Raw genomic sequence first — 19,655 nt, 5'->3', positions numbered from 1 at the left:
CGCTGCTTTTGCAGCGCCTTTTTTGTGCACAGAAAACCTCCAGCTAGGCTGGAGGTTCCGTAAAGCTTTCAGCTTTGAGCCAGTTATAAAAACCCCTTTTGATTTGTTAAAACAGTTTGCGGTCTGGCAACTGCAAAGGTTCAACAAGAAATCAAAAGGGGGTCCCTATGAGGGACGAAAAGAGCTTAGCGCACACGCGATGGAACTGTAAATATCACATAGTATTTGCGCCGAAGTACCGAAGAAAGGTGTTCTACGGGGAAAAGCGTAAAGCGATTGGCAGTATCTTAAGAAAGCTGTGCGAATGGAAAAACGTGAATATTCTGGAAGCGGAATGTTGTGTGGATCACATCCATATGCTTCTGGAAATCCCGCCCAAGATGAGTGTGTCGGGCTTTATGGGATACCTGAAGGGAAAGAGTAGCCTGATGCTTTATGAGCAGTTTGGCGATTTGAAGTTCAAATACCGTAACAGGGAGTTCTGGTGCCGAGGGTATTACGTTGATACGGTTGGTAAAAATACAGCCAGGATACAAGAATACATAAAGCACCAACTGGAAGAGGATAAAATGGGTGAGCAGTTGTCGATCCCCTATCCGGGTAGCCCGTTTACGGGCAGTAAGTAATCCATAAATGCAAATGTCAGATCGCAATGCGCCTGTTAGGGCGCGGCTGGCAACAGAGCCTTATAGGCGCATATGAAAAACCTCCGGCTATGCCGGAGGATATTTATTATTGCTGGAGCAACCCAAAAGTGATGATTTGCGGCTTGTGCTGATTTTGTGGGCGTACGTCATATTTTTGTGATGATAAATTTGATATCCCATTATCTTTATCTATTTTTAATGATGATTACTGTTATTTTCTGTTGTAAAACGGGCCTGTTCAATAAGGTGTCATCATGCTAAACAAACACGAGAATATCCTGCAGATCACCCATCTTAGCCAGGAGGGGATTGCTCAACTGGCTCCTTCATTCAACACGCTTCCCCACACTCAGCATGCGGATGGCAAGTACCGCCTGCGGCGTTATTCCGTCATGCGTTTTCAGGATGGAAAGGTGGTAGAGACGGGCAAACATGAGTTTGTACAATCTGAGGATATCAACCATTTTCAGGGCAATATTGTCCGCCAGTTTGAACCGCTCCTGGCCACGACCTGGCAAAATGAGGGGATGCGCGAAATGTGTGGGCTCTTTGTTGAAAGCAATGCTCTACCGAACAACCAGGAAATCGAGATCCACCAAATCCGCATTACCACCACCTATGATGAAACTCAGGTGGCACCAGAAGGCATCCATCGTGATGGTTTTGATCATATCGCGATAGTCGGTATCGACAGGCATAACATTGTCGGGGGAGATATCCTGCTCTATAACAGCAATCGCGAAGAGCCATTTTTCCGTAAGGTGTTGGAAAATGGGGAAGTTGCCATGATCGCTGATAGTAAGCTGTGGCATAACGCCTGCCCAATCCGTGCCGTCGTGACCGATAAAGAAGGGCATATGGATGTTTTTGTTCTGACAGCGAGGGTGGCATGAAATTTACGCCTGAACAAAGCCGGACGCAATTCAGCGCTCTGGGTCAGCGGTATCAAGGAAAAAGCGTGGTGTTCTTTGATGGCCCCGGTGGCTCACAGGTCCCGCGCACGGTGTTAGACAAGATGGTCGATTATTTGGGCCACCATAATGCCAACCTGGGGGGGCACTATTTTTCCAGCAAAGCCACTGAGCGAGTGATGTTACAAGCCAGAGAGTCCGTTCGGGCGTTCTTGAATGCCAGCTCGGCCGACAACATTGTCTTTGGCGCCAACATGACCTCACTGACTTTTCAGCTGAGCCGCGCTATCAGCCGGGATTGGCAAGCCGGGGATGAGGTGATCGTCACCGCTCTGGATCACTATGCGAACGTTTCGAGCTGGCAACAGGCCGCTGCCGATAAACAGATCGTTGTCCATCAGGTTCCTGTTAATACGCAGGATTGTACGTTAGACGTCGATAAACTTTGTGCGCTCATGAACGCCAGAACCCGGTTGGTGGCTGTCACCTATGCGTCAAATACCACAGGCTCGATCGTGGATATAAAGCGTATCGTCGAGGCGGCACACCAGGTTGGCGCTTTGGTGTATGTAGATGCAGTGCACTATGCTCCACACCGTCTTATTGATGTTCAGGCGTTGGGTTGCGACATACTCCTGTGTTCCGCGTATAAATTTTTTGGTCCACACGTCGGGATTGCCTATCTGGCTACGCCGTGGTTACAAACGTTACGTCCTTACAAGGTCGAACCGGCCACCGATCTTGGTCCTGGGCGTTTCGAAACGGGAACTCAGAGTTTTGAAGGGCTTGCGGGGGTGACTGCTGCGATCGAATATCTGGCTCAGTGGGGAGAACCCGGAGCGCCCTTGCGCCAGCGCTTGCAAGACAGCTTTAGCCAACTCAGCCAGCATGAAGAAGCGCTCAGCGCTTATTTCTTGGAAAAACTACGGCAAGTGAAGGGGGCGCGTTTGTACGGAATCGATCGGCCTGATGCTAATTGCCGAACCCCGACTTTCGCCGTGACGTTTGAGCACGGGCTGCCTGAATCGGTTGCCAGAGCCCTGGGAGAGCACAATATTTGTGTCGGCAACGGGCATTTTTATGCGCTGGGGTTAATCCGCCAACTGGGTCTGGAGCAACGTGGCGGTGTCGTGCGGATCGGTTTGATGCATTACAACACTCGCCAGGAAATTGACCATTTGTTTGAGATTATCAACACGTTAAATCAATAATTGCCGTAAGCCAGTGATGTCATATTGCCCCCATATCCTGATGATCAGGGGATGGGGGCATCGTGGGCTAGCAAGCTTTCAAGTCATTAATGGCGGCACGGTGACTGGTATATACTCGTTGTATGAAACGCAACAACGAGAAGCGCATGATCCTGATTATTTACGCCCATCCCTATCCCCGGCATTCCCATGCCAACCAACGGTTGCTACAGGCGGTAAAAGACATTCCCGGCGTGGAGGTCCGTGCGCTGTATGAACTGTATCCGGATTTTAATATCGATATCAACGCCGAGCAGCGGGCGCTGGAACGGGCCGATATGGTGGTTTTACAGCATCCGATGCAGTGGTACAGCTTGCCGCCGTTGCTGAAACTGTGGATCGACAAAGTGCTGGAGCATGGCTGGGCCTATGGCCACGAGGGCAACGCCCTGGTGGGGAAAGACTGCCTGTGGGCGGTCACCAGCGGCGGAGATGAGCAGCATTTCGCTTTGGGCGATTACCCCAACTTTGCCGCACTGGGTCAGCCGCTACAGGCCACGGCGATTTACTGCGGTATGAAGTGGCAACCGTATTTTGCCGTGCACAACACCTTTACCTGTAACGAACCGGCTTTGATCGCCGCCGGGGAAGCCTATCGTCAGCGGCTGGTGCAGTATCTGATGGAACACAACGAGCCAGCAGCAGAGCAGGAGTCAGTGAATGGATAATCACTCGATGATGATTGAAGGGCTGATCTATCTGGGATCAGCCGGGCTTTTGGTGCCAATTGCCGTACGCCTGGGGTTGGGATCGGTACTCGGCTATCTGATTGCGGGCTGTGTCATTGGCCCTTGGGGGCTGAAACTGGTTTCCGATCCCGAGTCGATACTGACCTTTGCCGAAATCGGCGTGGTGTTGATGCTGTTTATCATCGGGTTGGAGCTGGATCCCCGGCGGTTGTGGACGCTGCGTGCAGCGGTATTTGGTGGTGGCAGCATCCAGATGGTGGGATGCGGCCTGGTGCTAAGCGCCTTCTGCTATTTCCTCGGCCTGAATTGGCAGGTCGCCTTGCTGATTGGCTTGACGTTGGCACTCTCCTCAACGGCAATTGCCATGCAGGCGATGAGTGAGCGTAACCTGACGCCTTCGCCGATTGGCCGCAGCTCGTTTGCGGTGCTGTTGTTCCAGGATATTGCCGCTATTCCCTTGGTGGCGATGATCCCACTGCTTGCCAGCAGCGGCGCGGCTACCACGCTGGGGGCCTTTGTGTTTTCTGCCGCCAAAGTGGTGGGGGCGCTGGCGGTCGTGGTGCTGTTAGGGCGCTATGTGACCCGGCCCTTACTGCACTTTGTGGCGCGTTCCGGCATGCGTGAAGTCTTCAGCGCCGTGGCGCTGTTCCTGGTGTTTGGTTTTGGCATTCTGCTGGAAATGGCCGGGCTATCGATGGCGATGGGGGCCTTTCTGGCTGGCGTGTTGCTGGCCAGTTCCGAATACCGCCATGCGCTGGAAAGCGATATTCAGCCATTTAAAGGCCTGTTGCTTGGGTTGTTCTTTATCGGCGTGGGGATGTCGATCGACTTTGGCACGCTGTTCCATCACCCGTTGCTGATTGCTTCGCTGTTGCTGGGCTTTATGCTGTTGAAGGCGGCACTGCTGTGGCTGGTTGCGCCGATGCTTGGGGTACCCAAGCGCCAGCGCGGGCTGTTCGCCATTTTGCTGGGGCAGGGCAGTGAGTTTGCCTTTGTGATCTTTGCTGCGGCACAGATGGCTGGTGTGTTACCACTCGAATGGGCTAAATCGCTGACGTTGGCCGTTGCACTTTCGATGGCCGCCACGCCATTGCTGCTGGTGGTTGCCGCTCGCCTGGCCAAAAATGCCCCGCAGGACGAACGCCCGGCAGATGTGATCGACGAAGAGAATGCCAGCGTGATCATCGCCGGTTTTGGCCGTTTTGGCCAGATCGCAGGCCGTATGCTGCTGGCCAACGGCGTGCATACCGTGGTGCTGGATCACGATCCGGACCATATCGAAACGCTGCGCAAATTTGGCACCAAGGTGTTTTATGGCGATGCGACGCGGGCCGATCTGTTGGAAGCGGCAGGAGCGGAACATGCCAAAATCCTGATTAACGCCATCGACGACGTGGAGGCTAACCTGCAACTGACGGCGCTGGTCAAACGCCATTTCCCGCACCTGAAAGTGGTGGCGCGTGCCCGCGATGTGGACCACTGGTATCAACTGCGGCAGTTGGGGGTTGAAAAACCTGCGCGGGAAACCTTTGAAAGCTCGTTACTGATCGGCAGAGAAACTCTCGAACTGCTGGGGCTGGACGCCTACGAAGCCCGTGAAAAGGCGGATACCTTCCGGCGGTATAACCTGAAGATGCTGGAGGATACGCTGGAGAACTACGAAGATACCGAGTTCCGTGTCGCCAGCCTGCAACGGGCTAAAGAAATGCTGTCGTCGGCCATCGAGCAAGATCAGATGCGCCTATCTCACGTGCAGCAAAACGGCTGGCGCGGCAGTATTGATGGCAAAGCGCCTGAGGAAGAGGTAGTGGAAGCGAAAGGGTAATTGGCTGGCGAGGGTTTGCCCCTCGCCGGTTTTTCAGCTCAGCGCGACCTTGATGCCCAAGGCGATTAACATCCCACCCAGCAGCTTATCGACCACCTTCTGGGTTTTCTCCAGCCCACGGCGTACCGGCCCGCTTTGGATTAAAAACACCAGCACCGGCCACCAAACGGCGGAAAGACCGAAAATAATCCCGGCATACCACAGTTTTTCACCCAGGCCGGAGTTGATTTGCAATACCTGGGTAAACACCGCGAGGAAGAACAGCGTGGCTTTCGGGTTGAGCAGATTACACAGGTAACCTTGTACAAAGGCGCTTTTCAGGCTGACCTGCTGTTGAGGCAGGCTGCTGACGTTCATCTTGCTGCCACCGCGTGACAACAAGGCTTGAATACCGACCCAAATCAGGTACACCGCACCGGCGTATTTCAGCACGTTGAACAACCACGGCGTGGTGGTGATCACTACCGCCAGACCCGCGACACAGTAAGACATATGAGTTGCCACGCCGCAGATCACGCCGAACGCGGTCATCATTGCTGCCAGGCGCGGATAGCGCGCTGCGTTTTTAATCACCAGAAAAAAGTCTGGCCCGGGGGAAAGCATGCCGAGCGTGGCAATGCCGGCGACAAACAATGAGGTTTCAAGCATGAGCGAGTCTCTGAAAAAGGCCTAATTCTGCTGATAATAACGCCACTCCTCCTGACGTGCATCAACCTATTACATCAATCTCTGGTTATATGATGGGTCTTCATTAAGAGGATGTGATTGAGCGACATGAAAAAGGAATTAACCGCAGAGATACCCGGTGTAAACCAGCAACAGCGTGAGATCACCCGTCTGTGTATTCAGTGTGCGTTGCTGTTGCTACAGCACGGGGCGGAAAGCATGGTGGTGGAACAACTTTCGACTCGCTTGGGCCTGGCGCTTGGCATGGATAGTGTAGAAAGCTCCATCTCGGCCAACGCCGTGGTACTTACCACCATCAGCAATGATGCCTGCCTGACCACCACGCGAAAGAACGTCGATCGTGGGATCAACATGCAAATGGTGACCGAGGTGCAGCACATTGTGATCCTGGCAGAACACCATTTGGCCGACGTCCATGACGTGGCGCGGCGCTTTGAAAAGATCCGTCCGCTGCGCTATCCGCGTTGGCTGGTGGTGCTGATGGTGGGGCTGTCCTGTGGCTGTTTCAGCATGCTCAACGGCGGCGGGCCAGATGCTTTTGCGGTCACCTTTATGGCCAGTGGTCTGGCGATGTTTGTGCGCCAGATGCTGACCGCTCGCCATATGAATCCGCTGATCAACTTTTGCCTGACGGCCTTTGTCGCCACGTCGGTCTCCGGCCTGCTGTTACGTGTGCCGTTTTTCCACCAAACCTCCAGCGTAGCGATGGCGGCCAGCGTGCTGTTGCTGGTGCCCGGTTTCCCGCTGATCAACGCGGTAGCCGATATGTTTAAAGGCCACGTGAATACCGGCCTGGCCCGCTGGGCGATGGCCAGTTTACTGACGCTGGCAACCTGCATCGGCGTGGTGATGGCGATGTCGCTGTGGGATTTACGGGGGTGGTCATGAGCCTGCTGTGGGCGCTGTTACAGGACATGCTGCTGGCGGCGGTACCCGCGCTCGGCTTTGCCATGGTGTTCAACGTGCCGCTACGAGCGCTGCGCTACTGTGCCTTGCTTGGGGCTCTGGGGCACGGTTCGCGGATGCTGATGATGCATTTCGGCATGAATATCGAGTGGGGCTCGTTCCTGGCCGCCATCCTGATCGGTATCATCGGCATTTACTGGTCACGCTGGCTGCTGGCACATCCCAAGGTGTTTACCGTTGCGGCGGTGATCCCGATGTTCCCCGGTATTTCAGCCTATACCGCGATGATCAGCGTGGTGGAGATTTCACATTTGGGCTACAGCGAAGCCCTGATGTCGGTGATGATCTCCAACTTCCTCAAAGCCTGTTTTATCGTGGGAGCCTTGTCGATTGGCCTGTCGGTACCGGGTCTGTGGCTGTATCGTAAACGTCCCGGCGTTTAGGGCTTTTTTCTAAGGATCTGGGATTACTGGAGTTTATCTTCAGAGCCGTCCGATATATGACTATCGCTCGATTCGTCTATCGACGGTGGCCGGGGCTTTACGTATAGTGTGAACAATTTTGCTGCCTATACAGGGTTAAACAATGATTATCAGCCTGATTGCTGCTTTGGCGGCGGATCGCGTTATTGGTATGGAAAATGCCATGCCGTGGCACCTGCCGGAGGATTTGGCGTGGTTTAAACGTAACACGTTAAATAAACCGGTGATTATGGGCCGTAAGACCTTTGAGTCGATTGGCCGCCCATTACCGGGCCGCCATAATATCGTGTTAAGCAGCCAGCCGGGTAAAGAACCTGGCGTGACCTGGGTGACTTCGCTGGAGGAGGCCTTGGCTGCGGCTGGCGAGGTGGAAGAAGTGATGGTGATGGGCGGTGGCAGCATTTATAGCCAGTTCCTGCCACGGGCTTCCCGGATGTATCTAACGCATATCGATGCCGAAGTGGGTGGCGATACCTACTTCCCGGATTACGAGCCGGACGAATGGGAAACCTCGTTCAGCGCCTTCCACGATGCGGATGCACTGAACTCGCATGGCTACTGTTTTGAGATTTTGGAACGCCGCTAAGGCGGGTTAGCTATCAAATGGGCACCCTTGGGTGCCCATTGTCGTTTTAAGACGCTGCCAGCGTATCCGCGCCGTCTATTGCATCACGGCGGTTGCTTGGCTGGGTAAAGTAGCGCTTGTCTTCCCAACGTAGCAGGGTTAAATCCCCGCCCCAACAGCAGCCGGTATCCAGGCCGATGATCCCTTCCGGCGTGCCTCTGCCTTCGAGTGATGCCCAGTGGCCGAAGATGATGCTGTATTCGGGATCGACCAGACGTTGCAGATCAAACCAGGGTTTCAGCGGAGCGGGAGCGGTGCCCGGCGCATCTTTGCAGATCATGTCCAACTGGCCATTAGGGAAGCAATAGCGCATGCGGGTCAAGGCATTGGTGCTAAAGCGCAGGCGTGCCAACCCGCTCAGTTCCGGGCTCCAGTTGTTGGGCATGTCGCCGTACATCGCATCCAGAAATAACGGATAACTGTCGCTGCTGAGTACCGCTTCCACTTCACGGGCACACATCTGTGCGGTCTCGATATCCCACTGTGGGGTAATGCCGGCGTGGCCCATGATCAGTTTGCGTTCATCATCCACCTGTAGCACCGGCTGGCGACGCAGCCAGTTGATCAACTCGTCAGCATCAGGTGCTTCGAGCAAGGGGGTAATGCGGTCTTTGGGTTTGTTACGGCTGATACCGGCGTACACCGCCAGCAGGTGCAGGTCGTGGTTACCCAGAACCATTCGCAATGCCGGGCCGAGAGAGCGGACGTAGCGCAGCACTTCGAGCGAGCCGGGGCCACGGGCGACCAGGTCGCCAGTCAGCCACAGTTGGTCTTGCAGGGGATCGAAATTAACCTGCGCTAATAGCGACTGCAGTTCATCGAAACAGCCATGAACGTCGCCGATAAGATATGTCGACATATTAGTGGATCAGCGTAGGGATGGCTAAACGGAACACCGGAATAGCGGTACGGAATGGCTGACCCTGTTGATCAACCATTTCATAGTGGCCTTCCATGGTGCCCAGCGGCGTTTCGAGTATCGCACCGCTGGTATATTGGAACTCGCTGCCGGGCTGGATAATGGGCTGTTCACCGATCACTCCCTCGCCCTGAACTTCAGTTTGCCGACCGTTACTGTTGGTTATCAGCCAGTAACGGCCCAGCAGTTGCACGTCAAAGCGCCCCAGATTACGGATGGTAACGGTATACGCGAAGACGTAACGTTCTTCCTCAGGTATCGATTGTGATTCCACATACACACTCTGTACCTGCACACATACACGGGGCGAATCAATCATGACAACTGCTCCTTTATTGCTGCTGCGCCTGCTGTTGTGAAAGCCAGTTTGCCAGCTTACAGTACTGCGCTACAGAAATATTCTCTGCTCTGAGCGTCGGATCGACGCCGAGTTCCGTCAACTGTTCCGGGGTGAAAAGATCGCCCAGGCTGTTGCGGATGGTTTTTCTGCGTTGGTTAAACGCCTGGGTGGTCACGCGGCTGAGCATACGCACATCGCCGACAATATTTGGCATCACCAGATGCGGTACCAGACGAACCACGGCAGAATCGACTTTAGGCGGTGGCGCGAACGCAGTCGGCGGCACTTCCAACACGGGAATAACGTTGCAGTAATACTGCGCCATCACGGTCAAGCGCCCGTATGCCTTGCTGTTTGGGCCGGCAACCAGACGGTTGACCACCTCTTTTTGCAGCATAAAGTGCATGTCGCGGATAGCTGAAGTATAGCTGAAAAGGTGGAACATCAGCGGCGTCGAGATGTTATACGGCAGGTTGCCAAACACGCGCAACGATTGGCCTTCCACGGCTGCCAGCTCGGCGAAGTTCACCGTCATGGCATCTTGCTGATGAATGGTCAGCTTGTCTTTCAGCTGTGGGTGATTGGCCAGGCGGGCTGCCAGATCGCGGTCAAGTTCAATCACCGTCATGCGATCCATACGCGCGCCAACCGGCTCGGTCAAGGCTCCTAGGCCAGGGCCGATTTCGACGACCGCTTCGCCCGGCTGTGGGTGAATGGCTGAGACAATGCTATCGATGACAAACTGATCGGTTAAAAAGTTCTGTCCAAAACGTTTGCGGGCAAAGTGCCCTTGGTGGACTCTATTATTCATTGCTGTTAATTATCATTTTAATGGCGAGAGCCAAGGCCGTTTTGAAGCTGCCTGCATCGGCAGTGCCGCTGCCAGCCAGTTCCAACGCGGTACCATGGTCGACCGAGGTACGGATAAAAGGCAAACCGAGGGTGATATTCACCGCCCGACCAAACCCCTGGTATTTTAGTACAGGCAAGCCCTGATCGTGATACATCGCCAGCACCACATCTGCATGTTGCAGATATTTGGGCTGGAACAGCGTATCCGCCGGGAGCGGGCCAATCAGCTGGATGCCGCGGCTACGCAGCACCTCCAAAGCCGGAATAATCACATCCAACTCTTCACGCCCCATATGGCCGCCTTCCCCCGCGTGTGGGTTTAGCCCACAGACGTAAATCAACGGGTGCGGAATGCCAAACTGGTTTTTCAGATCCCGATCGAGAATGGTGATCACTTCGAACAGGCTCTGTTGGGTAATGGCGCCCGGGACTGCCAGTAACGGCAGATGGGTCGTTGCCAGAGCGACGCGAAGCTCCTCGGTAGCCAGCATCATCACCACGCGTTCACAATGGCTGCGATCGGCAAAGAACTCGGTGTGGCCGGTAAAGGCCACGCCAGCGTCGTTGATGATGCTTTTATGGACCGGGCCAGTGACCAGCGCGGCGAACTCACCGTTCAGGCAACCGTCACAGGCACGTGCCAGAGTCTCTACCACATAGGCGCTGTTGGCGACGTTAAGTTCGCCAGCGACCACGGCCGCCGGAGCTGCAACGGGCAATACCGTTAAGGTCCCGGCACGCTGTGGCTGTGCAGGTTGGCCTGGCTGGTAGTCGCGCAGCGTGAGCGGTAACGCCAACTGGCGGGCGCGCTCAAGCAACAAGGCCGGATCGGCGCACACCACCAGCTCAACAGGCCAATCCTGTTGTGCCAGTACGGTGACCAAATCCGGCCCAACCCCGGCAGGCTCGCCGGGGGTGATGACGATACGGTTATTGCGGTGCATTGCTTCCATCGAGGATCTTCACGTAAGCAGCGGCACGTTGTTCCTGCATCCAGGTTTGCGCTTCTTCGGCAAACTTGCGGTTAAACAGCATGCGGTAGGCACGATCTTTCTGCGCCGCATCGGTTTTATCCACCTGGCGGGTATCCAGCAACTGGATCAGGTGCCAGCCAAAGGAAGAATGTACCGGCTCGCTGATCTGGCCTTTTTGCAGTTTCAGCAGCGCATCGCGGAAGGCAGGATCGTACATGTCTGGCGAAGCCCAACCCAGATCGCCGCCCTGCAGGGCAGAGCCTGGATCTTGTGACAGCTGTTTGGCCTCGTCTTCAAACTTCGCTTTGCCGCTCTTGATGGCCGCAGCCACTTCCTGCAGCTTGGCGCGTGCCTGATCGTCGGTCATCACTACTGAAGGTTTCAGCAGAATATGACGGGCATGCACTTCTGTCACTGAAATCGACTGGGTACCGCCACGGATATCGTTGACCTTCAGGATATGGAAGCCGACGCCGGAGCGGATCGGCCCAACCACGTCACCTTTTTTGGAGCTGGACAGACGCTCTGCGAACAGCGTTGGCATTTCCTGCAGTTTACCCCAACCCATCTGGCCGCCTTTCAGCGCCTGTGAGTCGGCGGAGTAGGTGATCGCCAGCTTGCCGAAATCGGCACCGCCGGTTGCTTCACCCGCCAGGCGTTTCGCCAGCGCTTCGGCTTCATCAACCTGCTTCTGCGATGGGTTTTCTGGCAGCGGGATCAGGATGTGGCTGATGTTGATGTCGGTTTCACCGCCGTTCTGCGCGCCGACCTGCTTGGCCAACGCGTCAACTTCCTGCGGCAGGATGGTGACACGGCGACGCACTTCGTTGTTACGCACTTCTGAGGTCAGCATTTCCTTGCGGATCTGCGCACGGTAAGTGTTGTAGTTCAGACCTTCATACGCCAAGCGGCTACGCAGTTGATCCAGGCTCATCTTGTTCTGGGCGGCGATATTGCCTATCGCCTTGTCCAGATCGGCATCGCTGACGGTGATCCCCATTTTTTGCGCCATCTGCAGCAGGATATTATCCATAATCAGACGTTCAATGATCTGGTGACGCAACGTATTGTCGTCTGGCAATTGCTGGCCAGCCTGCTGTGCGTTGAGTTTCACCGATTGCATCAGGCCGTTCACGTCGCTCTCGAGTACTACGCCGTTATCGACGACGGCGGCGACTTTATCCATTTGTTGCGGTGCTGCGAACGCGGTATTGGCACAAACCACCAATCCGAGAAGAAGCGTTCTCCAGTTCTTCATACATTTCCCGTTATCTGTTTCCGCAAATGCGGGTGAAAGTTGTTTTTTTTCAATTCGTTAATCAATATCAGAAGGCGCGTTGGTAAGGCAGAATACCCGAACGCAGCATTTCATTGGTGCCAAGGCTGTGATCGCTGCTCAAGCCACGCAGTTCGACGTTGAATGAAACTTTGTTATCGTACTTGCTGACCTGATTGCCGTAGTCCCAATCGGTGATCTTGCGCTCATAACCCACGTTAACCGCCCAGCAGCAGGTGTTATAGCGCAGGCCGACCAACTGGTTAGCAGTTTGTTTCGCACGGGTATCGTAGTAATACGCCCCGACGACTGCCCAACGATCGGCAATCGGCCAACTGGCCACCAGACCGACCTGCGAAATACCGTCCTGATAGCCTGGGTTGCTGATATCCGGCAGGGTTGCCGAAATATATTCCGGGCTGGCATAACGGTAGTTCAACTGCACCATACGATTCTGATCCTGACGATATTCCACTACCGCGTCGCCTAACGCGAAGCTGTCAAGACGGGTGTCGTATTGCACACCACCGCGCAGGCCCCAGCGATCGTCAATCTTCCAATAGGTGTCACCAGCCCAGACGACGCTGCCGGTATCATCGCTATTATCAAAGTTGCTACTTTGATCCCCGGTCCGCGAGCGGCTGAGGTAGTAGATTTGACCTACGGAAACGTTAAAACGTTCAACCAGCGCGTCATCATAAATACGCGAAGTGACACCGGCTGCCACACGGTTCTGCGAGGCGATGCGATCCAGGCCGCTGTAGGAGCGGTCGCGGAACAGGCCCGAGTAGTCGGTTTGCAGCAGGGTTGAGTCATAAGTATAGATATCGCTTTGATCGCGATAAGGCACGTACAGGTACTGCATACGTGGCTCGATGGTTTGGGTATAACCTTCTGACCAATCCATTGGGCGATCAAACACCACTTTGCCGTCGGTCTTGAACTGCGGCAGTACGCGGTTGACTGAACCTTCCAGATCGGGAACCGGGCTACCCGGGTTACGGTTGGCATAGTCGGCGGCAAAACCGTTCGGGATGGTCTGCTGGAAATGCGTCGCCATCAGTTTGGCTTCGGTATTCAGGCTGCCCCAACTGTTGACCAGCGGCAGATTGATCGCCGGTTCAATGTGCCAACGGGTGGCCTCCGGGTTATTCGGGTTGACGCTGGTAAAGTTGGCAACCTGGCCGAAGGTGTGGAAATCAAACGGACCGATATCCGATTTATAGTAGTTGAGATCCAACTGCGGCTGTGCACGGTAGGCGTTCTGGTTACCTGCACCGCTGAAGATCTGGAACTGCTTGGAGGCCAGCGTGGCATCCCAGTTCTCGTCAGCATAACCGACGCTGAATTTCTGCGTGGCGTAGCCATCGGTGGTGGAACCGTATTTGGAATCCAGATCGGTGAAGTAATAAGGGTCGCTGACCTTGGTGTAGTCGACGTTGAAACGCCACACCTGATTCATTACGCCGTTATGGCCCCAGTAGAATAGCCAACGCTTACTGTCGTCGACATCTCCGTGATCTTTTTCGTACTGCCTATCGCTTGGCAGCCAGTCGAAGGCCATGGTGCCCAGACCCGGTTGCAACAGATAACGGAATTCGTTCTGCCACTGCAGGCCGCGATTCGTCATGTAGTGCGGGGTGATGGTGGCATCAAAGTTTGGCGCAATGTTCCAGTAATACGGCAGCATGAACTCGAAGCCGTTATTACTGCCATATTTGGCATTGGGGATCAGGAAGCCGGAGCGGCGTTTATTGCCCACTGGCAGCTGCAAATAGGGGCTGTAGAACACCGGCACCTTGCCAATCTTGAAGCGGGCGTTCCACACTTCGGCCACTTCTTCTTCGCGATCGTGGATCACTTCGGAGCCCACAACGCTCCAGCTGTTATCGCCAGGCAGGCACGAGGTGAAGGTACCGTTTTCCAGGATGGTGTAGCGGTTTTGACCGCGCATCTTCATCTTGTCGGCGTCACCACGCCCTTGGCGGCCCACCATCTGATAGTCGCCCTGATAGACGTCGGTGTCTTTGGTGTTCAGGTTTGACCAGGCTTTAGGGCCTTTCAGTTTGATCTGATTATCCGCGTAATTCACGTCACCGGTGGCGGTAACGGTACGGATGGGATCCGGCTGCCCGTCTTTTTGCGTCTGCTTCAGCTCAACCTGCTTCGCCGTCAGGGTGCTGTTGCCCTGTTCGACGTTGACGTTGCCGGTGAACAGCGCGTTGTTCGGATAGTTGGCTTGTGAATCATCGGAAATGATGGTGACCGGCAGGCTGTTGGGGTCGCCGCTGATCACGGGTTTATCATAAACAGGCACACCGAGCATACATTGCTCGGCCAGATCTGCCAGCGCGTGCTGACTATATATCGCCGTCCAAATTAACGTGGCCAGCAGTGTTGGGAAACTTTTTTTCATACGCGGTTTTGGTGTTCCGTCATCAGAGGCGTCATGTCCGGCAAACGGTCAGAGACTATATCACTCATCAGCGTTGCGCTAGTGTTAAATCCTGCCGTTCGATTGCGTCGTCGTTAGGCGCAGAGATAAATGACAGGTATGATAATCGAATTCTTGGAAAAAATCGCCTTAACCCTTGCACGTACCGATGGGGATACACGGCTTATTACGGTTTGATAGTTGGGGAGTATATGCAGTATTGGGGAAAACTGCTCGGAGTGATTGTCGCCATTTGGGCTGGCGGCGGATTCTGGGGTGTCGTGTTGGGGTTGATCGTTGGTCATATGATTGATACCGCACGTAATAACAAGCGTAGTCGGGGCTTCTTTACCGATCAGCAAACGCGGCAGACGTTATTTTTCCGCACTGCCTTTCAGGTTATGGGGCATCTGACCAAATCGAAAGGGCGGGTGACCGAAGCCGATATCCAGATAGCCAGTCTGTTTATGGACCGCCTGCAACTGCATGGCGAGGCCCGTACCGCGGCGCAGCAGGCGTTCCGCGAAGGCAAGCACAGCCAGTTTCCGCTGCGTGAAACCTTGCAGCAGTTACGCAGCATCTGTTTTGGTCGCTTTGACCTGATTCGGATGTTTCTGGAAATTCAGATCCAGGCCGCGTTTGCCGACGGCTCGCTGCATCCGAATGAACGCCAGGTGCTGTATGTGATCGCCGAAGAGTTGGGGATCTCCCGCGCTCAGTTCGATCAGTTCCTCAGCATGATTGAAGGCGGACGTCAGTTCGGTGGCGGCAGTTGGCAGGGGCAGCAAGGGGGATACTCCCAGGGCGGCTACCAGCAGGCGCAACGTGGCCCAACGCTGGAGGATGCTTGCAAGGTGCTGGGCGTGAGCAGCAGCGACGATGCCACCACCATCAAACGTGCCTATCGTAAGCTGATGGGCGAGCATCACCCGGATAAACTGGTCGCCAAGGGATTACCGCCGGAAATGATGGAGATGGCGAAACAGAAAGCGCAGGAGATCCAGGCAGCCTACGACCTGATCAAACGCGAGAAGGGTTTCAAATAGTTAAGGGTGCCGTGTGCGGCGCCCTTAAAACTCAGAAATCCGGCTCTACGCGAAAATGCATCGGTGTCTGGAACGCGGGATGGGTGATACGCAACTCTTGTGCGTGCAGCTGCAGGCGCGGTGCCATCGCCTTGGCCTCTGGCGGGGCGTAGAAGCCATCGCCAAGAATGGGGTGACCCAATGCCAGCATATGCACACGCAATTGGTGTGAGCGCCCGGTGATGGGCAGCAGCTTGACCCGCGTGCTGCCATCCGCGTCCCGGGAAAGCACCACATATTCGGTCTGTGCGGCCTTGCCGGTTTCGAAACAGACTTTCTGCAAGGGCCGGTTAGGCCAGTCGCAAATCAGCGGTAAATCCACCATCCCTTCATCCTGTGCCATATGCCCCCACACGCGGGCGATGTAGCATTTTTTCGGCTCGCGCTCGCGGAACTGGCGTTTTAGCTCACGCTCGGCGGCCTTGTTCAATGCCACCACGATCACCCCGCTGGTAGCCATATCCAGGCGATGCACGGACTCCGCCGCAGGAAAGTCTGCCTGGATACGCGTCATCAGGCTGTCCTTGTTCTCCGGGGCACGGCCAGGCACGGAAAGCAGCCCGCTAGGTTTGTTGACCACGATGATGTGCTCATCCTGATACAGCACGTGCATCGGATCTTGCGGGGGATTGTAAGGTTCCATGTTAGCTCCGCTGAGAAGGGCAAACCGGGAAGCCTTGGCTCCCCGCTGTGTGGATCACTGGTGTGTCACCACTACCAGACGAATAGCATCCAGCCGCCATCCCGCTTCGTTGAGGTTAATCAGCACCTGCTTGCGGTTGAACTCCAGCGCTTCGACTTCGTCATCACGGATATTCGGGTTAACCGCTTTCAGGGCTTCCAGACGTGCCAGCTCGGTACTCAGCTTGTCATCGGCCTCTTGCTTGGCCTGTTCGATCAGGGCGCGGGCCTGTTCTTCCACCAGGCTTTCTGCCTGTTGCAGCATCACGTGCACTTCTTGCTGCACCGCATTGACCAGTTTGCTGGAGGTGTGGCGATTGACCGCGTTCAGTTGGCGGTTAAAGCTTTCGAACTCGACCTGTGCTGCCAGGTTGGTTCCCTTGCGATCCATTAACATGCGGATCGGCGTTGGAGGCAGGAAGCGGGTCAATTGCAGGTGTTTAGGGGCCTGCGCCTCAACCACATACACCAGTTCGACCAGCAGGGTGCCCACCGGCAGTGCCTTGTTTTTCAACAGGGAAACTGCACAGCTCCCGGTGTCGCCGGAGAGGATCAGATCCAGCCCGTTGCGGATAATCGGGTGTTCCCAGCTGACAAACTGGGCATCTTCACGTGACAGCGCCTGCTCGCGATCAAACGTCACGGTGCAGCCATCCTGCGGCAGCCCCGGGAAGTCCGGTACCAGCATATGGTCGGACGGAGTCAGGACGATCAGGTTGTCGCTGCGGTCTTCCTGGTTGATGCCGACGATATCGAACAGGTTGAGCGCAAAGCTCACCAGGTTAACGTCGTTGTCCTGCGCCGCAATGGCTTCCGCCAGCGCCTGCGCTTTGTCACCGCCGTTGGAGTGCATTTCCAGCAGACGGTCACGGCCCTGTTCCAGCTGCGTTTTCAATTGCTTATGCTGCTGGTTACAGGCATGGATAAACTCATCCAGACCTTCCTGCTCGGTAGGGGCGGCCAGGTAGCCAATCAGTTGCTCATAGCAACTGTCATAAATCGGCCGGCCGGTTGGGCAGGTGTGCTCGAAGGCATCCAGCCCTTCATGGAACCAGCGGCCCAGCACGGCCTGAGCGGTGTTTTCCAGGTAAGGCACCATGATCTGGATGTCGTGCATCTGGCCAATACGATCCAGACGGCCAATACGCTGTTCCAGCAGATCCGGGTTAAACGGCAGGTCGAACATCACCATCTGGCTGGCAAACTGGAAGTTACGCCCTTCCGAACCGATTTCGGAGCACAGCAGCACCTGTGCACCCTCTTCCTGTGAAGCGAAGTAGGCGGCGGCGCGATCGCGTTCGATAATGCTCAGCCCTTCGTGGAACACGGCGGCCCGGATCGCTTCGCGCTCACGCAGCACCTGCTCCAGTTGCAGAGCGGTCGCGGCCTGGGCACAAATCACCAGCACTTTCTCATGACGGTTGGCGACCAGATAATCCAGCAGCCACTCAACGCGCGGATCGAAGTTCCACCAGGTCGCATTCTCCCCTTCGAACTCCTGATAAATCTGTTCTGGGTAGAGCATGTCGCGGGCGCGGGCTTCGACGGTTTTCTTGGCGCTCATGATGCCGGACACCTTGATCGCCGTCTGATATTGCGTTGGCAACGGCAGTTTGATCTGGTGCAGGTGGCGGCGTGGGAAGCCTTTTACGCCGTTACGGGTATTACGGAACAGCACGCGGCTGGTGCCGTGGCGATCCATCAGCATGGTGACCAGTTCCTGGCGCGCCTGCTCGCTGTTGTCGGTATCGCTGTTGGCCGCTTTCAGCAGGGGTTCAATGTCCTGCTCGTCGATCAGCTCACCCAGCAGGTTCAGCTTGTCATCCGCCAGGCGCTCGCCGCTCAGCAACAGCGTCACCGCATCGGCTACCGGGCGGTATTTCTGTTGATCGGTGACAAACTCTTGGTAGTCATGGAAACGGCTGGGATCCAGCAGGCGCAAGCGGGCAAAGTGGCTTTGCTGGCCAAGCTGCTCCGGGGTTGCCGTCAGCAGCAGTACGCCCGGGATGTGCTCCGCCAACTGTTCAATCACCTGATATTCACGGCTCGGCGCGTCTTCGCTCCAGGCCAGGTGGTGAGCTTCGTCTACCACCAGCAGATCCCAGTGGGCATCGGCCAACTGCTCAAGGCGCTGTTTGTTGCGACGCACGAAATCCAGCGAGCAGATCACTAACTGTTCGGTTTCGAACGGGTTACTGCTGTCGAGCATCGCTTCGGAATAGCGGCTATCGTCAAACAGGGAGAAATAGAGGTTGAAGCGACGCATCATTTCAACCAGCCACTGGTGTTGCAGGGTTTCCGGCACCACGATCAGCACGCGTTCGGCGCGGCCAGCCAGCAGTTGCTGATGAATAATCATCCCGGCTTCGATGGTTTTACCCAGGCCCACTTCATCAGCCAACAGAACGCGCGGCGCATGGCGCTGGCCGACCTCGTAGGCGATATGCAATTGGTGCGGGATCAGGCTGGCGCGCATACCACGCAGGCCAGCGAACGGCAGGCGATACTGTTCGCTCTGGTATTTGCGGGCGCGGAAACGCAGCGCAAAGCGATCCATGCGGTCAATCTGACCGGCAAACAGGCGGTCTTGCGGTTTACTGAAGGTCAGCTTACTGTCCAGCAGCACTTCACGCATAGCGACGCCGCTTTCCTGGGTGTCCAGACGTGTGCCGATATAGGTCAACAGGCCGTTATCCTCTTTGACTTCCTCCACCTGCAACTGCCAGCCTTCGTGGTTGCTGATGGTGTCGCCCGGGTTAAACATCACGCGGGTGATTGGCGAGTCGTTTCTGGCATAGAGGCGGTTTTCACCGGTTGCGGGGAAAAGCAGGGTCACCATGCGCACGTCCAGTGCTACCACGGTTCCCAGTCCCAATTCGCTTTCCGTATCGCTGATCCAGCGTTGACCAAGTGTAAAAGGCATAGTTTGTCGGCTCGATTCTTATTAAGTAAGTCTTGCTACCCGGCAGATAAGCCCTGGGTAACCTGTTTCAACTGCCTGCTATTCCCGGCATCTTGCCTGCCACCGCGTTGTTACCGGTTGGCGAGCTTTATTTTCATTTAGCGGGTAAT

The 19,655-nt window shown here is 55.5% G+C and carries 18 protein-coding genes; 9 read left to right on the top strand and 9 right to left on the bottom strand.

From position 1 onward, the window contains the following. The first annotated feature begins 167 nt into the window (after positions 1–167). The 5 genes from tnpA (at position 168) to kefC (ending at position 5,322) form a co-directional block, all read left to right on the top strand. Positions 168–626, top strand: coding sequence for an IS200/IS605-like element IS1541C family transposase (gene tnpA / locus IMQ33_RS15515; RefSeq protein ID WP_024531425.1), 459 nt, complete (start codon positions 168–170; stop codon positions 624–626). A 275-nt stretch (positions 627–901) separates the two neighbouring features. Continuing rightward, positions 902–1,540 (top strand): 2OG-Fe dioxygenase family protein, encoded by a 639-nt coding sequence (locus IMQ33_RS15510; RefSeq protein ID WP_065683565.1) that lies wholly within the window; start codon positions 902–904, stop codon positions 1,538–1,540. Then, a complete protein-coding gene (locus IMQ33_RS15505; RefSeq protein WP_196062212.1) occupies positions 1,537–2,769 on the top strand; it encodes a cysteine desulfurase-like protein in 1,233 nt (410 codons plus the stop codon). The genes IMQ33_RS15510 and IMQ33_RS15505 overlap by 4 nt, the downstream gene beginning before the upstream one ends. A gap of 146 nt (positions 2,770–2,915) precedes the next feature. After that, positions 2,916–3,476, top strand: coding sequence for a glutathione-regulated potassium-efflux system oxidoreductase KefF (gene kefF / locus IMQ33_RS15500; protein ID WP_098931747.1), 561 nt, complete (start codon positions 2,916–2,918; stop codon positions 3,474–3,476). Beyond that, complete coding sequence (kefC, locus tag IMQ33_RS15495) at positions 3,469–5,322, top strand: glutathione-regulated potassium-efflux system protein KefC (protein ID WP_065683563.1); 1,854 nt, start codon at positions 3,469–3,471, stop codon at positions 5,320–5,322. The genes kefF and kefC overlap by 8 nt, the downstream gene beginning before the upstream one ends. A 33-nt stretch (positions 5,323–5,355) precedes the next feature. Here the strand turns inward: kefC and IMQ33_RS15490 are convergent, their stop codons facing one another. Continuing rightward, positions 5,356–5,970: a LysE family translocator gene (locus IMQ33_RS15490; RefSeq protein ID WP_021179269.1), complete on the bottom strand. Its 615-nt coding sequence runs from the start codon at positions 5,968–5,970 to the stop codon at positions 5,356–5,358. A gap of 126 nt (positions 5,971–6,096) precedes the next feature. Between IMQ33_RS15490 and IMQ33_RS15485 the strand changes: the two genes are divergently transcribed. The 3 genes from IMQ33_RS15485 (at position 6,097) to folA (ending at position 7,983) form a co-directional block, all read left to right on the top strand. After that, positions 6,097–6,897, top strand: a complete 801-nt coding sequence (locus IMQ33_RS15485) for a threonine/serine exporter ThrE family protein (RefSeq protein WP_024527198.1) — start codon at positions 6,097–6,099, stop codon at positions 6,895–6,897. Continuing rightward, positions 6,894–7,358 carry a threonine/serine exporter gene (locus tag IMQ33_RS15480; RefSeq protein WP_065683562.1) on the top strand — a complete coding sequence of 155 codons (465 nt, stop codon included), beginning with the start codon at positions 6,894–6,896 and terminating at the stop codon, positions 7,356–7,358. The genes IMQ33_RS15485 and IMQ33_RS15480 overlap by 4 nt, the downstream gene beginning before the upstream one ends. 142 nt (positions 7,359–7,500) lie before the next feature. Further along, on the top strand, positions 7,501–7,983 hold the full coding sequence (gene folA, locus IMQ33_RS15475) for a type 3 dihydrofolate reductase (RefSeq protein WP_024483559.1): 483 nt from the start codon (positions 7,501–7,503) through the stop codon (positions 7,981–7,983). A 46-nt stretch (positions 7,984–8,029) separates the two neighbouring features. Here folA and apaH read toward each other — a convergent pair whose 3' ends face one another. The 6 genes from apaH to lptD all read right to left on the bottom strand — a co-directional run bounded on the left by apaH (position 8,030) and on the right by lptD (position 14,799). Further along, complete coding sequence (gene apaH, locus IMQ33_RS15470) at positions 8,030–8,881, bottom strand: bis(5'-nucleosyl)-tetraphosphatase (symmetrical) ApaH (protein WP_196062213.1); 852 nt, start codon at positions 8,879–8,881, stop codon at positions 8,030–8,032. A 1-nt stretch (position 8,882) separates the two neighbouring features. After that, positions 8,883–9,260: a Co2+/Mg2+ efflux protein ApaG gene (apaG, locus tag IMQ33_RS15465; RefSeq protein ID WP_024483557.1), complete on the bottom strand. Its 378-nt coding sequence runs from the start codon at positions 9,258–9,260 to the stop codon at positions 8,883–8,885. A 13-nt stretch (positions 9,261–9,273) separates the two neighbouring features. After that, positions 9,274–10,092 carry a 16S rRNA (adenine(1518)-N(6)/adenine(1519)-N(6))-dimethyltransferase RsmA gene (rsmA, locus tag IMQ33_RS15460; protein ID WP_021179275.1) on the bottom strand — a complete coding sequence of 273 codons (819 nt, stop codon included), beginning with the start codon at positions 10,090–10,092 and terminating at the stop codon, positions 9,274–9,276. Further along, positions 10,085–11,077 carry a 4-hydroxythreonine-4-phosphate dehydrogenase PdxA gene (gene pdxA, locus IMQ33_RS15455; protein WP_196062255.1) on the bottom strand — a complete coding sequence of 331 codons (993 nt, stop codon included), beginning with the start codon at positions 11,075–11,077 and terminating at the stop codon, positions 10,085–10,087. The genes rsmA and pdxA overlap by 8 nt, the downstream gene beginning before the upstream one ends. Next, on the bottom strand, positions 11,064–12,365 hold the full coding sequence (surA, locus tag IMQ33_RS15450; RefSeq protein WP_065683559.1) for a peptidylprolyl isomerase SurA: 1,302 nt from the start codon (positions 12,363–12,365) through the stop codon (positions 11,064–11,066). The genes pdxA and surA overlap by 14 nt, the downstream gene beginning before the upstream one ends. A 67-nt stretch (positions 12,366–12,432) precedes the next feature. Then, positions 12,433–14,799 (bottom strand): LPS assembly protein LptD, encoded by a 2,367-nt coding sequence (gene lptD / locus IMQ33_RS15445; RefSeq protein ID WP_098928829.1) that lies wholly within the window; start codon positions 14,797–14,799, stop codon positions 12,433–12,435. 230 nt (positions 14,800–15,029) lie between these two features. On the opposite strand from lptD, the gene djlA reads away from it, so the two are divergent. Beyond that, entirely contained in the window at positions 15,030–15,863 is an 834-nt protein-coding gene (gene djlA, locus IMQ33_RS15440; RefSeq protein WP_196062214.1) for a co-chaperone DjlA, read from the top strand. A 31-nt stretch (positions 15,864–15,894) separates the two neighbouring features. Here the strand turns inward: djlA and rluA are convergent, their stop codons facing one another. Together rluA and rapA are read right to left on the bottom strand one after the other, a co-directional pair. Next, the gene (gene rluA, locus IMQ33_RS15435; RefSeq protein ID WP_065683557.1) at positions 15,895–16,545 is read right to left on the bottom strand and encodes a bifunctional tRNA pseudouridine(32) synthase/23S rRNA pseudouridine(746) synthase RluA; all 651 of its coding nucleotides are present in this window, start codon (positions 16,543–16,545) and stop codon (positions 15,895–15,897) included. 54 nt (positions 16,546–16,599) lie between these two features. Further along, entirely contained in the window at positions 16,600–19,506 is a 2,907-nt protein-coding gene (gene rapA, locus IMQ33_RS15430) for an RNA polymerase-associated protein RapA (RefSeq protein WP_024483551.1), read from the bottom strand. Between the last annotated feature and the right edge of the window lie 149 nt (positions 19,507–19,655).

Source organism: Serratia sp. Res13-Sevr-LER1-36-b (assembly GCF_015673035.1).
Taxonomy (GTDB): Bacteria; Pseudomonadota; Gammaproteobacteria; order Enterobacterales; family Enterobacteriaceae; genus Chania; species Chania fonticola_C.
This window is presented reverse-complemented; position numbering and strand designations above follow the sequence as displayed.

What these genes read in the sequence shown, in the direction of transcription:
- IMQ33_RS15485 (WP_024527198.1), top strand. Translation starts at nt 6,097, where the DNA reads ATGAAAAAGGAATTAACCGCAGAGATACCCGGTGTAAACCAGCAACAG.
- kefF (WP_098931747.1), top strand. Translation starts at nt 2,916, where the DNA reads ATGATCCTGATTATTTACGCCCATCCCTATCCCCGGCATTCCCATGCC.
- apaG (WP_024483557.1), bottom strand. Translation starts at nt 9,260, where the DNA reads ATGATTGATTCGCCCCGTGTATGTGTGCAGGTACAGAGTGTGTATGTG.
- IMQ33_RS15480 (WP_065683562.1), top strand. Translation starts at nt 6,894, where the DNA reads ATGAGCCTGCTGTGGGCGCTGTTACAGGACATGCTGCTGGCGGCGGTA.
- IMQ33_RS15510 (WP_065683565.1), top strand. Translation starts at nt 902, where the DNA reads ATGCTAAACAAACACGAGAATATCCTGCAGATCACCCATCTTAGCCAG.
- pdxA (WP_196062255.1), bottom strand. Translation starts at nt 11,077, where the DNA reads ATGCACCGCAATAACCGTATCGTCATCACCCCCGGCGAGCCTGCCGGG.
- rapA (WP_024483551.1), bottom strand. Translation starts at nt 19,506, where the DNA reads ATGCCTTTTACACTTGGTCAACGCTGGATCAGCGATACGGAAAGCGAA.
- folA (WP_024483559.1), top strand. Translation starts at nt 7,501, where the DNA reads ATGATTATCAGCCTGATTGCTGCTTTGGCGGCGGATCGCGTTATTGGT.
- surA (WP_065683559.1), bottom strand. Translation starts at nt 12,365, where the DNA reads ATGAAGAACTGGAGAACGCTTCTTCTCGGATTGGTGGTTTGTGCCAAT.
- rsmA (WP_021179275.1), bottom strand. Translation starts at nt 10,092, where the DNA reads ATGAATAATAGAGTCCACCAAGGGCACTTTGCCCGCAAACGTTTTGGA.
- IMQ33_RS15490 (WP_021179269.1), bottom strand. Translation starts at nt 5,970, where the DNA reads ATGCTTGAAACCTCATTGTTTGTCGCCGGCATTGCCACGCTCGGCATG.
- IMQ33_RS15505 (WP_196062212.1), top strand. Translation starts at nt 1,537, where the DNA reads ATGAAATTTACGCCTGAACAAAGCCGGACGCAATTCAGCGCTCTGGGT.
- kefC (WP_065683563.1), top strand. Translation starts at nt 3,469, where the DNA reads ATGGATAATCACTCGATGATGATTGAAGGGCTGATCTATCTGGGATCA.
- djlA (WP_196062214.1), top strand. Translation starts at nt 15,030, where the DNA reads ATGCAGTATTGGGGAAAACTGCTCGGAGTGATTGTCGCCATTTGGGCT.
- lptD (WP_098928829.1), bottom strand. Translation starts at nt 14,799, where the DNA reads ATGAAAAAAAGTTTCCCAACACTGCTGGCCACGTTAATTTGGACGGCG.
- tnpA (WP_024531425.1), top strand. Translation starts at nt 168, where the DNA reads ATGAGGGACGAAAAGAGCTTAGCGCACACGCGATGGAACTGTAAATAT.
- rluA (WP_065683557.1), bottom strand. Translation starts at nt 16,545, where the DNA reads ATGGAACCTTACAATCCCCCGCAAGATCCGATGCACGTGCTGTATCAG.
- apaH (WP_196062213.1), bottom strand. Translation starts at nt 8,881, where the DNA reads ATGTCGACATATCTTATCGGCGACGTTCATGGCTGTTTCGATGAACTG.